Source organism: Mesorhizobium sp. LNJC405B00, assembly GCF_000502615.1.
Classification (GTDB): Bacteria; Pseudomonadota; Alphaproteobacteria; order Rhizobiales; family Rhizobiaceae; genus Mesorhizobium.
On the sequence record NZ_AYWC01000005.1, the window covers coordinates 13,965 to 27,135 of the forward strand.

General features: G+C 64.4%; 10 protein-coding genes and 1 pseudogene. 4 read left to right on the top strand and 7 right to left on the bottom strand.

The genetic code is table 11. From position 1 onward, the window contains the following. Nucleotides 1-69 precede the first annotated feature (69 nt). Nucleotides 70-972, bottom strand: coding sequence for an EamA family transporter (locus X756_RS153895; RefSeq protein ID WP_023729597.1), 903 nt, complete (start codon nt 970-972; stop codon nt 70-72). Between the two features lie 216 nt (nt 973-1,188). Between X756_RS153895 and X756_RS01000000165410 the strand changes: the two are divergent. Continuing rightward, a pseudogene (locus X756_RS01000000165410) lies at nt 1,189-2,090 on the top strand (adenosine kinase). A 71-nt stretch (nt 2,091-2,161) separates the two neighbouring features. Here X756_RS01000000165410 and X756_RS153890 read toward each other — a convergent pair. The 3 genes from X756_RS153890 to X756_RS1000000169830 all read right to left on the bottom strand — a co-directional run bounded on the left by X756_RS153890 (nt 2,162) and on the right by X756_RS1000000169830 (nt 6,456). Continuing rightward, entirely contained in the window at nt 2,162-3,235 is a 1,074-nt protein-coding gene (locus X756_RS153890) for a sensor domain-containing diguanylate cyclase (RefSeq protein ID WP_023729598.1), read from the bottom strand. 124 nt (nt 3,236-3,359) lie between these two features. Beyond that, the gene (locus X756_RS153885) at nt 3,360-5,639 is read right to left on the bottom strand and encodes an NADP-dependent malic enzyme (RefSeq protein ID WP_023729599.1); all 2,280 of its coding nucleotides are present in this window, start codon (nt 5,637-5,639) and stop codon (nt 3,360-3,362) included. A 142-nt stretch (nt 5,640-5,781) separates the two neighbouring features. Continuing rightward, nucleotides 5,782-6,456: a glycosyltransferase gene (locus X756_RS1000000169830; protein WP_245264495.1), complete on the bottom strand. Its 675-nt coding sequence runs from the start codon at nt 6,454-6,456 to the stop codon at nt 5,782-5,784. 676 nt (nt 6,457-7,132) lie between these two features. Between X756_RS1000000169830 and mutS the strand changes: the two genes are divergently transcribed. The 3 genes from mutS (at nt 7,133) to X756_RS153870 (ending at nt 11,021) form a co-directional block, all read left to right on the top strand. After that, nucleotides 7,133-9,862 (top strand): DNA mismatch repair protein MutS, encoded by a 2,730-nt coding sequence (gene mutS, locus X756_RS153880; RefSeq protein WP_023729602.1) that lies wholly within the window; start codon nt 7,133-7,135, stop codon nt 9,860-9,862. Between the two features lie 73 nt (nt 9,863-9,935). Beyond that, nucleotides 9,936-10,400, top strand: a complete 465-nt coding sequence (locus X756_RS153875) for a nuclear transport factor 2 family protein (protein WP_023729603.1) — start codon at nt 9,936-9,938, stop codon at nt 10,398-10,400. 66 nt (nt 10,401-10,466) lie between these two features. Beyond that, nucleotides 10,467-11,021, top strand: coding sequence for a TetR/AcrR family transcriptional regulator (locus X756_RS153870; protein WP_023729604.1), 555 nt, complete (start codon nt 10,467-10,469; stop codon nt 11,019-11,021). Between the two features lie 4 nt (nt 11,022-11,025). Here the strand turns inward: X756_RS153870 and X756_RS153865 are convergent, their stop codons facing one another. From X756_RS153865 to X756_RS153855, 3 genes are all read right to left on the bottom strand, one after another. Continuing rightward, nucleotides 11,026-11,784: an MBL fold metallo-hydrolase gene (locus tag X756_RS153865; RefSeq protein WP_245264496.1), complete on the bottom strand. Its 759-nt coding sequence runs from the start codon at nt 11,782-11,784 to the stop codon at nt 11,026-11,028. A 52-nt stretch (nt 11,785-11,836) separates the two neighbouring features. Next, nucleotides 11,837-12,682 carry an aldo/keto reductase gene (locus X756_RS153860; RefSeq protein WP_023729605.1) on the bottom strand — a complete coding sequence of 282 codons (846 nt, stop codon included), beginning with the start codon at nt 12,680-12,682 and terminating at the stop codon, nt 11,837-11,839. A gap of 92 nt (nt 12,683-12,774) precedes the next feature. After that, complete coding sequence (locus tag X756_RS153855) at nt 12,775-13,158, bottom strand: DUF305 domain-containing protein (RefSeq protein ID WP_023729606.1); 384 nt, start codon at nt 13,156-13,158, stop codon at nt 12,775-12,777. Between the last annotated feature and the right edge of the window lie 13 nt (nt 13,159-13,171).

The following is a 13,171-nucleotide window of genomic DNA, read 5'->3' on the forward strand; positions in this document are numbered from 1 at the left end:
TTTTGGACAAGATCATGCTCCAACAAAGGGTTAGATCATGATGAGATTTCAACCAAATCTCATCATGATCTAGCGCGCCAGCGCCCGGGAGCGGGCGGGGATGGTCATCGCCGCAACGCCGGCGACGACGCAGCCCATGCCCCAGAAAGCTGTCGGCCCAAGGCTCTCGCCGAGGAACACGACGCCGATTCCGACGCCGATCGGCACGCGCAGATAGGCCTGCGACGTCGTGCCGACCGAACCAAGCGTGTGGATGAGGCGGAAAAAGATGCAGAAGGCCAGCGCCGTGGAGAACACCGACAATGCCAACAAGGCCAGTATCGACGCCATTGAAGGCGACAGGGTCCACGGGCGGTCGAAGGCCAGGCTCAAGGGGACGAGGATGACTGCGCCGCACAGCATCGAGCCGGCGGCCGGCAGCATCGGGTCGAGTCCCCTAAAGCCGCGGCCAAAGATGGCGGCGCCGGCATAGCAGACCGTGGCGGCAATGACGGCAAGTAGCGCCCACAATTGATGGCCGAGCCCGCCAAGCGCCTGGGTGCCGACGATCAGGCAAATGCCGGCAATGCCGGCACCGACACCGAACAGCTTGCGTGCGGTCACGGATTCGTGGCGGGTGATAAGCGCGGTCAGCAGGAAGGTGAAGATCGGCGAGGTCGCGTTCAGAATGGTGGCCAGACCGGCGTCGATGGAGCGCTCGGCGGCGGCGATCAGCGTGAACGGCACGACGCTGTTGAGGCAGGCCTGGACCATGAACCGCCACAAGGTCGCGCCGTCCTTGGGCATGGAAAGGCCGCGCCAGCGGATCAGCGCGAGCAGGATGGCGCCGGCGATCAGGGTGCGAGCAGCGATGAAGGTTATCGGCGGGATCGTCTCGACACCGATCTTGATGAAGGTATAGGACGCGCCCCACAGGGCGGCCAGCACGCCAAGCAGCGCCAGTTCGGTGGCCATGTCGGTCTTTGCTTGCATGCAGGGTGCTTCCAGCGCTTGATCTGAGGCCAAGCTTGTAGGCGACCCGGCGGTCAGATGCTTCGGCCACGGTCGAACTGTGATGGAGCCTCGTCCCAGGCGCGCGCGCCGGCCTGGGCCGGCAAAGGGTGGAAATCGGTTGCCATTTTTCGGGGTGATGCTGTAGACCCGCCCGGGCGCGGCAGAAAGCCGGCAGGTTCCAAGGCGGAGACATTGATGCCGGATTTTGACGTGCTTTGCATCGGCAATGCCATTGTCGACATCATCGCCCAGTGCGACGACGCTTTTCTTGAGACCAACGGCATCATCAAGGGTGCGATGAACCTCATCGACACCAAGCGCGCCGAGCTGCTCTACAGCCGCATGGGGCCGGCGATCGAGGCCTCCGGCGGCAGCGCCGGCAATACCGCCGCCGGCATCGCCAGCTTCGGCGGCCGCGCCGCGTTCTTCGGCAAGGTGTCGAACGATCCGCTCGGCGAAATCTACGCGCATGACATCCATGCCCAGGGCGTTGCCTTCGACACCAGGCCGCTTGAGGGCCAGCCGCCGACAGCGAGATCGATGATCTTCGTCACCCCCGATGGCGAGCGTTCGATGAACACCTATCTCGGCGCCTGCATCGAACTCGGGCCGGAAGACGTCGAGGCCGACAAGGCGTCAGGCGCCAAGGTGACCTATTTCGAGGGCTATCTGTGGGATCCGCCGCGCGCCAAGGAGGCGATCCGGCAGACGGCGAAGCTCGCACACNTGTCGACATCGTCTTTGCCAACAGCCACGAGATCAAGTCGCTCTACCAGACAAAATCCTTCGACGAGGCGCTGGCGGCTATCCGCAAGGACTGCAAGATTGCCGCTGTCACCCGCTCCGAAAAAGGCTCGGTGATCGTGCGTGGCGAGGAGACCGTCACCATCCAGGCGACGACGATCCGCGAACTGGTCGACACCACCGGCGCCGGCGACCTCTACGCCGCCGGCTTCCTCTACGGCTACACCTCGGGGCGCAGCCTGAAGGATTGCGGCGATCTCGGCTCGCTGGCCGCCGGGCTGGTGATCCAGCAGCTCGGGCCACGGCCGCGGCAAAACCTGCGCAGCGCGGCCCAATTGGCAGGGTTGCTGTAGGGCCGTCTTTCGGCGCGCAGCGCCGAGCCAGATGAGGGGTTCCCGCCGGATCAGGCTGTCCGGCGCTCCGCTCAGGCGGTGCGGCGAAGGTCGTCGGACGTAGGCCCGGGTTCCAAAGCCCCGGCGGTGACCAGCCGGTTGCGGCCGCTCTTTTTGCCGATGTACATCAGTCGGTCGGCGAGCGTTATCAGCGCCTCCGAATCGGACGCTTCCGCCGGGTAGATGGCGACGCCAACGGTGCAACCAACATGGATGGCTCCATTCGGCGTCGGCACCTTGATCCGCAGCTTTTCCAGGATACGTTCGGCGACGCCCACGGCCTTCTGTCGGGCCCGGCTAGCCTCTCCTGAAAACAGGAATGCGAACTCGTCTCCACCGAGCCGCGCCACGAAATCAGCGCTGCGCAGGATGGTGCGAAGCTGACCCGCCACCTCCTGCAGCAGCGCGTCGCCGGCCTCGTGGCCGAGCGTGTCGTTGACCTTCTTGAACCTATCGAGGTCGATGAACAGCAGGCCGGCCGCCTGGCCGGTGCTGTCGCAGCGGTCGATCACCGACCTCAGCTCGTTGTGAAAGGCGCGCCGGTTGGGCAGGCCGGTCAATGCATCGTGGTTGGCCGAATGATCGCTCTGCTGCTTGGCCAGCTCGATCTCGCGCTTTTGTACGGAGAGTTCCTCATTGGCGGCCTTGAGTTCGAGCAGCAGCTCGGCGTTGAGATCCTCGACGACCTTGCGGTCGCTGATGTCGACGACGAAACCTTCGAGGAATTCGAGTTCGCCGGCCTCGTCCCAGACGCCGCCGCCGATCTCGCGCACCCAGAGCGGCTCGCCGACCTGTGGCACGATGCGGTAGTCGACGTTCCAGTTGCAGCGCGCCTCGAGCGCGGTATCGACGGCGGCATAGACCGCAGCGAGATCATCCGGGTGGATCGCCGAGACATAGTCGCGCACGGCATTTTGAATGAAGTCGCTCGGCCGATAACCGCTGACGGTTAAAATGCCGTCGCTGATGTAGAGCATGGTGTAGGACGCATCGTTGCGGCAACGGTAGAGATAACCGTCCATGCGGCCGGTGATGCTCAGCAGCGCATCCAGGCGCTCGTCGTGATAGACCCCCTGGCCGACCACAGATGCCGTGTCATGCTTCATGGCCGCACCCCCGTTTTGGCGGTCTGAGCGCGCCGCCAATGCCATAAGGCCATAGGGGGCGAGAACGTTCCCTATAGCAGCCGAATATTATCAATCTCTTATGCGTTGGCGATTTTGCCGCCAATCAGGCTCCCGCGCTATAGGCCGCGATCGCAGCCATGTTGACGATGTCCGAATCCTTGGCGTTGAGCGAGACGATCTGGACCGGTTTGTTCAAGCCGACCAGCAGCGGGCCGATGACGGTGGAGCCGCCGAGTTCCTGCAGCATCTTGGTCGAGATCGAGGCCGAGTGGAACGCCGGCATGATCAGCACGTTGGCCGGGCCGGTCAGCCGGATGAACGGATACTGCGCCATGGCACGGGCGTTCAACGCAACGTCGGCGGCCATCTCGCCGTCATATTCGAAATCGACGCGGCGCTTGTCGAGGATACGCACCGCTTCCTGCACCCGCTCGGAGCGTTCGCCCTGCGGGTGGCCGAAGGTCGAATAGGCAAGCATGGCGAGCCTCGGCTCGTAGCCCATGCGGCGGGCAAATCCCGCCGCCTCTTCGGCGATGTCGGCGATCTGCTCGGCATTGGGCATATCGTGCACGGCGGTGTCGGCGACGAGGACCGTTTTGCCCCGCGCGAGCACGATCGAGACACCGATGACGCGGTGGCCGGGCTTGGCGTCGATGACGCGGCGGATATCGTCAAGCGCCGTGGAATAGTTGCGAGTGACGCCGGTGACGATGCCGTCGGCATCGCCCAGCGCCACCATGCAGGCAGCGAAATGGTTGCGGTCATTGTTGATCAGCCGCTGGCAGTCGCGGAACAGAAAGCCTTTGCGCTGCATGCGCTCGTAGAGATAGTCGGTATAGATGCCGTTGCGGCGCGACAGCCTGGCATTGATGATCTCGATGCCTTGCTTGTTGAGGTCGATGCCGGCGTGCCTGGCGTTTTCCTTGATGACATCGTCGCGGCCGAGCAGGATCGCGGTGCCGAGCTTCTGGTTCACATAGGAGACGGCGGCGCGCATCACCTGTTCTTCCTCGCCCTCGGCAAAGACGATGCGCTTGGGCTGGCGGCGGACGCGATCGTAGATGCGCTGCAAGGTCGAGGCGATCGGGTCGCGGCGGGCCGACAGCTCCTGCGCGTAGCGGTCGAGGTCGAGGATAGGCTTGCGGGCGACGCCCGACTCCATCGCCGCCTTGGCCACCGCGAGCGGGATGGCCGAGATCAGGCGCGGATCGAACGGCACCGGGATGATGTAGTTCGGGCCGAATTTCGGCCGGTTGCCCTGATAGGCGGCGGCGACATCGTCGGGCACGTCCTTGCGCGCCAGGTCGGCCAGCGCTCTCGCTGCGGCGATCTTCATGTCGTCATTGATGGTGGTGGCCCTGACATCCAGCGCACCGCGGAAGATGTAGGGAAAGCCCAGCACATTGTTGACCTGGTTGGGGTAGTCGGAACGCCCGGTGGCCATGATGGCGTCGGTGCGGATTTCGGCCACTTCCTCCGGCGTGATCTCCGGGTCGGGATTGGCCATGGCGAAGATGATCGGGTTCTTGGCCATCGATTGCACCATCTTGGTGGTCAATGCGCCCTTGGCCGACAGGCCGAGGAAGACGTCGGCGCCATCCAGCGCCTCGGCCAGGCTGCGCGTGGCGGTCTTGACCGCATGCGCCGACTTCCACTGGTTCATGCCTTCGGTGCGGCCCTGGTAGACGACACCCTTGGTGTCGCACAAGATGATGTTTTCCGGGGCGAAACCCATCGCCTTCATCAGTTCGATGCAGGCAATGCCGGCGGCGCCGGCGCCGTTGCAGACCATTTTCGTGGTCTTCATGTCGCGGCCGGTGATCTCCAGCGCGTTGATCAGCCCGGCGGCCGAGATGATGGCGGTGCCGTGCTGGTCGTCATGGAAGACCGGGATGTCCATCAGTTCGCGCAGCCGCTGCTCGATGATGAAGCATTCCGGCGCCTTGATGTCTTCCAGGTTGATGCCGCCGAAGGACGGCCCGAGAAAGCGCACGCAGTTGATGAATTCGTCGGCATCCTCGGTGTCGACCTCGAGGTCGATGGAATCGACATCGGCGAAGCGCTTGAACAGCACCGCCTTGCCTTCCATCACCGGCTTGGAGGCCAACGCGCCGAGATTGCCGAGGCCGAGAATGGCGGTGCCGTTGGAGATGACGGCGACCATGTTGCCGCGCGTCGTGTAGTCGAAAGCGCGGCTGGGGTCTTCGGCAATGGCCAGCACAGGAACCGCGACACCCGGCGAATAGGCGAGGCTCAGATCGCGCTGCGTCGCCATCGGCTTGGTGGCGACGATCTCCAGCTTGCCGGGGCGGCCCATGGCGTGGAATTCCAGCGCCTCCTCGGCGCTGACGGAGGGGCCGCTATTTTCGGTTTTCTTGGCCATGATGCTTTTGATTTCCTCGCCGGTGTCGCCCCCTTGAGACGGGTGCGTGCTTTTGGAACTTCTGGATCAAGGCTACACGCCACCGCTGTAAATCGCCAAGCGATCTTCACGCCCGCAGCGAATCTCCCGAAGTCGAACGGCGTCACGTCGGCTCTGGCTCGCTGACGAAGGCAGCGATTTCGCGCACCGTTCCCCGCCGCATCATGCCGTCTGTGCCGGGGAAAGGCCACGTCTCGATGGGTGGCGCACGGCTTACCTTGCGCCGCAGCAATGCAGTCAGGAACGCCATGAGTTCGATGCGCTGGGCCTGAACCTTCTCCAGCGTGCGGCGGCGGATCTGCTGACGCGGTATGGCACGATCTCGCAGCGTCTCGACGGCGCGGCGAATGGCAGCCGGTTCCGGATCGGCGACGATGCAATAATCCGGATCGAAATAGACGTCGCGACCGCCAAGGCTCGGCGTACTGACGATCGGCAGGCCGGCCATCAGATATTCCATCGAGGAGTACATCGCTCCTTCCACGGCCGACAGGCACAGCCCGACGGCGGCCTGGTTGTAGACGCGGTTGACCTGTTGCGCCGTCAGCTTGCCCGGCCAGCCGTCGACGAGCGGATTGGCGATCTGGTGGAGCGGCGAACGCGCCTGCAGTCGCCGAACAAAGGCGCGGGCGGCAACCGGCGGCAATTCGCCGATCGAATAGGTGATGTGGGCCAGCCGCTCTATGTCGAAGGCCAGGTGATGGCGTTTGATCGGCGAGATGCGGCCATTGTAGACCGCGTCGAATTCGACCGGCACGTCCGGCAGCGGCCGGAACATATCCTCCGACACCATCAGATTGTGGTTGGAGAAGATGGCATTGCNTGCCGCCCGCAGCCGCGACGAGACGGCGCTCTTCCTCGGTGTTGCACAGGAAGATGATTTCGTGCAGCGGAAACCGGCCGGCATACCAGGCGAGATCGCGGCCCATCCGGGCGATGACAGCCGGCCGCTCCATGGTCCAGGTCTGCATCGTCAGGAAGGTGACGCGCCGTCCCGCCAGGCGCCGGCCAAGGGCCGCCAGCGGATAGAGCGGACGGGCTCCGCCAATCGGGACATAGAGCACCAGCGGGTCGCGGCTGAGCACATGCAGCGACATCTCGATGCCGCTATCGAGATCGGACAGCGGTCCCCGTGTCGGCAGGAGGAAGGGGACGCGCTTGCGCACTGTCCCCCTAAGCTTGCTTTTGGTGCGGTGGACGCGCCGCGCCGCCAACAGCAGCAGGCGCTCAAGCGCCGATCCAGCCGGACCGACCAGCTCTTCGAACGCCTCCTGTTTGTCCTGATCCATGCCGCTTATCCCCGCCATGGCGATCATAGGGTCTGGTTGGCGCCCGAAGCAACCAACGGCTTCACCCGGCGTAGAGGGAGCACAAGCCGCCGTCGAGGCCGGTCGTCCCCTGCTTTTCGGGCCGCCGGCATTAAACCCCGCACCCACATCTGCTAGCGTGCGGGCATGAACATGCACACTTCAGCAGAAACCGACGCCCCCGAGGTGACACCGCCTGCGCCCGTCGGCAGCGTCACGCCGATGATGGAGCAATATATCGAGATCAAGGCGGCGAACCCGGACTCGCTGCTGTTCTACCGCATGGGCGATTTTTACGAGCTGTTCTTCGACGATGCCGAGAAGGCGAGCCGCGCGCTGGGCATCGTCCTGACCAAGCGCGGCAAGCACCAGGGCCATGACATTCCGATGTGCGGCGTGCCGGTGCATGCGGCCGACGACTATCTGCAGAAGCTGATCGGCCAGGGTTTCCGCGTCGCCGTCTGCGAGCAGATCGAGGACCCGGCGGAAGCCAGGAAGCGCGGCGGCAAATCGGTCGTACGCCGTGACGTGGTGCGGCTGGTGACGCCCGGCACCATCACCGAGGACAAATTGCTGGCGCCGTCGGAATCGAGCTTCCTGATGGCGCTAGGGCGGGTGAAGGGCGGCAACAGCGGTGACGCCTTCGCCCTGGCCTGGATCGAGATCTCGACCGGCGTCTTCCGCGTCGCCGAAACCACGGCCGACCGCCTGCTGGCCGATGTCTTCCGCGTCGACCCGCGCGAGCTGATCGTCGCCGAGCCGGTGTTTTACGATCCCGAGCTGAAGCCGGTGTTCGACGTCATCGGCCGCGTCGCCAGCCCGCAGCCGCCGTCGCTTTTCGATTCGGCTTCGGCAGCGGGGCGGATCGCGCGCTTCTTCGAAGTGGCGACGCCTGACAGTTTCGGTGCCTTCTCGCGCGCCGAATTGTCGGCGGTCTCGGGCGCCATCGCCTACGTCGAAAAGACGCAGAAGGCCGAGCGGCCGCCTTTGTCGCGTCCCGAACGCGAGGAGCAGGGCTCGACGCTGTTCATCGATCCTGCGACACGCGGCAATCTGGAACTGTTGCGCACGCTGTCGGGCAGCCGCGACGGCTCGCTGTTCAAGGCTATAGACCGCACGGTCACCGGCGGCGGCGCCAGGCTGCTCGCCGACCGGCTGATGGCGCCGCTGACCGATCCGGCGGCGATTGCTGCCCGGCTTGATTCGGTATCGTTCTTCCGCGCCGAGACGCGGCTCTGCCAGGCGGTGCGGTCAAGCCTGAAGAGCGTCGCCGACATGCCGCGAGCGCTGTCGCGGTTGGCGCTCAACCGCGGCGGCCCGCGCGACCTCGGCGCGCTGCGTGCCGGCTTTGAAGCGGCGGGCGCCATTGCCGAAATCCTCGCCGCAACAGCGCTGCCCCATGAATTGACGGAAGCACTTGCCGCGATAAAGGCGCTGCCGCGTGCGCTGGCCAAGCATCTGGCCCAGGCTCTTGGCGAGGAACTGCCGCTGCTCAGGCGCGACGGCGGCTTCGTGCGCGGCGGCTACCATGCCGAGCTCGACGAAATGCGGGCGCTGCGCGACGAATCGCGCAAGGTGATCGCCGGACTGGAGCGCTCGCTGATCGAGGAGACCGGCATCCGCTCGCTGAAAATCCGCCACAACAATGTGCTGGGCTATTACATCGAGGTGACGGCCAACCACCATTCAATCATGACCGGAAGCGACGGCGCCAAGGCGCGCTTCATCCACCGCCAGACCATGGCCAATGCCATGCGTTTCACCACGACCGAACTTGCCGAACTCGAGACCAAAATCGCCAATGCCGCCGACCGGGCGCTGAGCATCGAGCTTGCCGCTTTCGACACGCTGACGGCTGAGGCGGTCGCCGAGGCGCAAAAAATTCGCGCCGGCGCCGATGCGCTTGCCGTACTTGACGTGTCGGCGGCGCTCGCGCTGTTGTCGGAGAGTGAAGCCTGGTGCCGGCCGCTGGTCGATTCCAGCCTCGCCTTCGATATCTCGGGCGGACGCCATCCGGTGGTGGAACAGGCGCTGCGGCGCTCGGGCGAAGGGCCGTTCGTCGCCAATGATTGCGATCTGTCGCCGCAAGACGGGGCCAAGGCCGGCGCGATCTGGCTGCTCACCGGTCCGAATATGGGCGGTAAGTCGACCTTCCTGCGGCAAAACGCACTGATCGCCATCCTCGCCCAAACCGGTTCCTTCGTGCCGGCGACATCGGCCCATATCGGCGTCGTCGACCGGTTGTTCTCGCGCGTCGGCGCCTCGGACGATCTGGCGCGTGGCCGTTCGACCTTCATGGTCGAGATGGTCGAGACGGCGGCGATCCTCAACCAGGCCGGCGAACGGGCGCTGGTGATCCTGGACGAGATCGGTCGCGGCACCGCCACGTTCGATGGCCTGTCGATCGCCTGGGCGGCAGTCGAGTACCTGCACGAGAAGAACCGCTGCCGGGCGATCTTCGCCACTCATTTTCACGAAATGACGGCACTCTCCGGCAAGCTGCCGCGACTGCACAATGTCACGATGCGGGTCAAGGAGTGGGAAGGCGACGTGGTCTTCCTTCACGAGGTCGGCAAGGGTGCCGCCGATCGCTCCTATGGCGTTCAGGTCGCTCGCCTTGCCGGTCTGCCGGAAGCGGTGGTCGGCCGGGCCAAAGAGGTGCTGCATCAGCTCGAGGAAGGCGATGTCTCCGGCAAGGCCAACCGGCTGGTCGACGATCTGCCGCTGTTTTCGGTGGCAATGAAGCGGGAAGCGGCAAAGCCTGTGAAGAGCGACGCACTGGGCGCAGCGCTGGGCGAGATCAATCCAGACGAGATGACGCCGCGCGAGGCGCTGGAAGCACTCTACCGGCTGAAGGGGCTCGCGGGGAAAACCTAGTCCGATTTCAGCCTTGATCAATTGTACCGATTGGTACAATGCTCGCCATCGCCTTTCCCGATGGGAGAATGACATGAGCCGTCCGCCGCTGCCGCCCTTCACCGCCGAGACCGCCGCGCAGAAGGCTCGGCTTGCCGAAGACGCCTGGAACAGCCGCGATCCCGAACGGGTTTCGCTCGCCTATACGCAGGACAGCACCTGGCGCAACCGCGCCGAGTTCGTCTCGGGCAGAAATGAGATCGTCTCCTTCCTCACGCGCAAATGGGCTCGCGAGCTCGACTACCGCCTGATCAAGGAGGTCTGGACCTGGAACGACAACCGCATCGCGGTGCGCTTTGCCTATGAATGGCGCGACGACAGTGGCCACTGGTTCCGCTCCTACGGCAATGAGAATTGGGAATTCGACGCGGCCGGGCTGATGCGTAGGCGCGTCGCCAGCATCAACGACCTGCCGATCGCCGAGGGTGAGCGCAAATATCACTGGCCGCTCGGCCGCCGGCCGGACGACCATCCCGGCCTGTCCGAACTCGGACTTTAGAATATGATCCCTAGAGCTGTGTCGCGGTTTTCGGCAATGATCATGCTCAAGCGGAAAAACTAGCGCATGCGCAGGATCGCGCCCGATCGCGCCGATTTGCTCTCCATCATCGGCGAGGTTTTCCGCGAACACGGCTATGAAGGGGCGAGCCTGGCACGGATCGGTGCGGCGACCGGCCTAGGCAAAGGCAGCCTTTACCACTTCTTCCCCGGCGGCAAGGAAGAGATGGCGGCGGCTGTCATTGCCCATATAGATGGCTGGTTCGAGGAGAATGTCTTCGTGCCGCTGCAGGACCATGCTGACCCACACGCCGGCATCGAGCGCATGCTGAAGGCGACCGACAGCTATTTCCGCTCAGGCCGTCGGGTCTGCCTGATCGGCGCCTTCGCGCTGGACGAATCCCGCGACCTCTTCGCCAAGGCCATCAAAAGCTATTTCGGCCGCTGGGTGGCGCATCTTGCCGAAGCGCTGACCCGAAGCGGGCACAGCGCTGCCAGGGCGTACGAACTCGCCGAAGAAACAGTCGGCGCCATCCAGGGCGCGCTCACGCTGGCGCGCGCCTTCGACGACACCGCAGTGTTTTCGCGCGCGTTGCGACGGGCGCGGGCGGCGCTCGGCTAGAGTGCTACAAGGGCTCGAAGCGGAAAGCCGTCTCGGTTCGAAAAACCCGGCCGACGCCGGGCGAATCAAGATGCGCGCCGGCGACGTAGCAGTCGTTGTTGGCCGCAAGCGCCAGCATTTGCAACCGGCTTGCCCTCGCCTGCTGCTGGTCTGCGTCGAATTCCCACGTGATCTCGGGTCGATCGAATTGAAGCGACGGCACATGTACGATGTCGCCCCAGATCAACAGTGTTTCGCCTGCGCTCACAACGCGTAAGCAAGTGTGGCCGGCTTCATGGCCAGCGGAGCCGATCGTATCGATGTCAGCGCTGACGCGCTGTCCAGCATCGAGAGGCTGGGCGCGATCGTGGAAGCGTTCCAGCCTCGCCACGTCGCGAAACATGCCGAGCTCAGCGCGCGGGACAAGCAGCCGAGAGAGCTGCGGGAAGCCGTCGCCACCATCGGCAAGGATGAGCCCGTGTATATGGTCGAGATGGGTGTGGGTGAAAGCAACAGTCCGAATCCGGTCGGTGGCGATCTTCGCCTCGCGCAGCGCCTCGGGCAGGTGCCCCATTGTCGGGTGCCAGGCGTTCGAAGCCCCTGTGTCGATCAGCGTGATGTCGTCGCCGTCATCGATGGCGAAGGCGTTGACCGACAGCCTGAGCGCACCGTCGACGAGCGGTACATGCGAGGGCAGGTTGTCACCGAATGTCCGGTCTCCGGGCTGGCGCAGCCGCCTGATTGGCATGTCGACGTAACCGTCGCGCAGCGACGTGACCGTCATGGCTCCGACTCTATACGCCGTATGATGATACCCGGTCGAAACCCGTTCCAATCTAGATCATCTCCAGCCCGCGCTTGCGCGTCGGCGGTGGAAAGGCGCGGTCGAGTTCGGCGAGGTCTTCGGCCGTCAGCTCGATGTCGAGCGCGGCAACATTCTGGCGGACATGCTCCTGGCTGCTCGCCTTCGGGATGGCGATGACACCGGGCTGCGCCATCACCCAGGCAAGCGCGATCTGTGCTGCCGTGGCGTTGTGGCGGGCGGCGATGGTTTCCAGCCTGGAATTGCGCGCCAGCGCGCCCTGCTCGACCGGCGAATAGGCCATCAGCGGGATGCCGCGCTGCCGGCTCCATGGCGCGAGATCGAATTCGGGGCCGCGCCGCGACAGATTGTAGAGCACCTGGTTGGTCTGGACATGATCGCCAGACGACAGGCCGGTCAGCTCCTCCATTTCGTCGGTGTCGAAATTGCTGACGCCCCAGTGACGGATCTTGCCGGCCTTCATCAACGCCTCGAAAGCCTCGACCGTTTCGCCTAGAGGCACACTGCCCGGCCAATGCAGGAGATAGAGATCGATGCGGTCGGTGCGCAGGCGCTTCAAGCTGTTTTCGCAGGCCCGCGCCACGCCGGTGCGCGAGGCATTGGACGGCAGCACCTTGGAGACAAGAAAGAGTTCGTCGCGGCGCCCGGCAATGGCTTCCGCCACCACCTCCTCGGCGCCGCCGCTGGCATACATTTCAGCGGTGTCGATCAACGTCATGCCGAGGTCCAGCCCGAGCTTCAGGGCGTTGACCTCCCCGGCGCGGCGGCGGGAATCCTCGCCCATCTTCCATGTGCCCTGTCCCAGCACCTGGACGGTCTCGCCCGAAGGCAGCGTGGTGGCTCTTATCGTCGATGGCATGTGGGCTCCTGGCGCCGTGTAATCGATTTGAATGGCATCACAAGCACGGATAGAAATCCAGAATGGATCTCTCCGGCATGGCCGTTGCTGCCTTACTTCGCCGGATGGGCGGCGAGCCAAGCGTGCATCTTGGTGATCTCGGCTTCCTGCGCGGCGATGACATCTTCGGCCAGCTTGCGGATTTCGGGATCCTTGCCATTGGCGAGTTCCACCTTGGCCATGTCGATCGCGCCCCGATGATGCGGGATCATGCCGCGCACGAAATCGACATCGGCATTGCCGGAATATTCGATCATCATGTCGGAGTGCATCTTGTCCATCGCCGCCTTGTAGCCGTCGGTCGAAGGACCTTGCGCGCCCATCGCGCCCATGTCGTGTTTCATCTCTTCGGATTGCGCCGGGACGCTTTCGAGGAAAACGGCAAGCAGCATTCCCGCCGCCATCATCAAAAGCACGATTTTCTTAGCCAAGGTCATCCATGATCTCCTG

What these genes read in the sequence shown, in the direction of transcription:
- X756_RS153890 (WP_023729598.1), bottom strand. Translation starts at nt 3,235, where the DNA reads ATGAAGCATGACACGGCATCTGTGGTCGGCCAGGGGGTCTATCACGAC.
- X756_RS153885 (WP_023729599.1), bottom strand. Translation starts at nt 5,639, where the DNA reads ATGGCCAAGAAAACCGAAAATAGCGGCCCCTCCGTCAGCGCCGAGGAG.
- X756_RS153895 (WP_023729597.1), bottom strand. Translation starts at nt 972, where the DNA reads ATGCAAGCAAAGACCGACATGGCCACCGAACTGGCGCTGCTTGGCGTG.
- X756_RS153865 (WP_245264496.1), bottom strand. Translation starts at nt 11,784, where the DNA reads ATGACGGTCACGTCGCTGCGCGACGGTTACGTCGACATGCCAATCAGG.
- X756_RS153855 (WP_023729606.1), bottom strand. Translation starts at nt 13,158, where the DNA reads ATGACCTTGGCTAAGAAAATCGTGCTTTTGATGATGGCGGCGGGAATG.
- X756_RS153860 (WP_023729605.1), bottom strand. Translation starts at nt 12,682, where the DNA reads ATGCCATCGACGATAAGAGCCACCACGCTGCCTTCGGGCGAGACCGTC.
- X756_RS153870 (WP_023729604.1), top strand. Translation starts at nt 10,467, where the DNA reads ATGCGCAGGATCGCGCCCGATCGCGCCGATTTGCTCTCCATCATCGGC.
- mutS (WP_023729602.1), top strand. Translation starts at nt 7,133, where the DNA reads ATGAACATGCACACTTCAGCAGAAACCGACGCCCCCGAGGTGACACCG.
- X756_RS153875 (WP_023729603.1), top strand. Translation starts at nt 9,936, where the DNA reads ATGAGCCGTCCGCCGCTGCCGCCCTTCACCGCCGAGACCGCCGCGCAG.
- X756_RS1000000169830 (WP_245264495.1), bottom strand. Translation starts at nt 6,456, where the DNA reads ATGTTCCGGCCGCTGCCGGACGTGCCGGTCGAATTCGACGCGGTCTAC.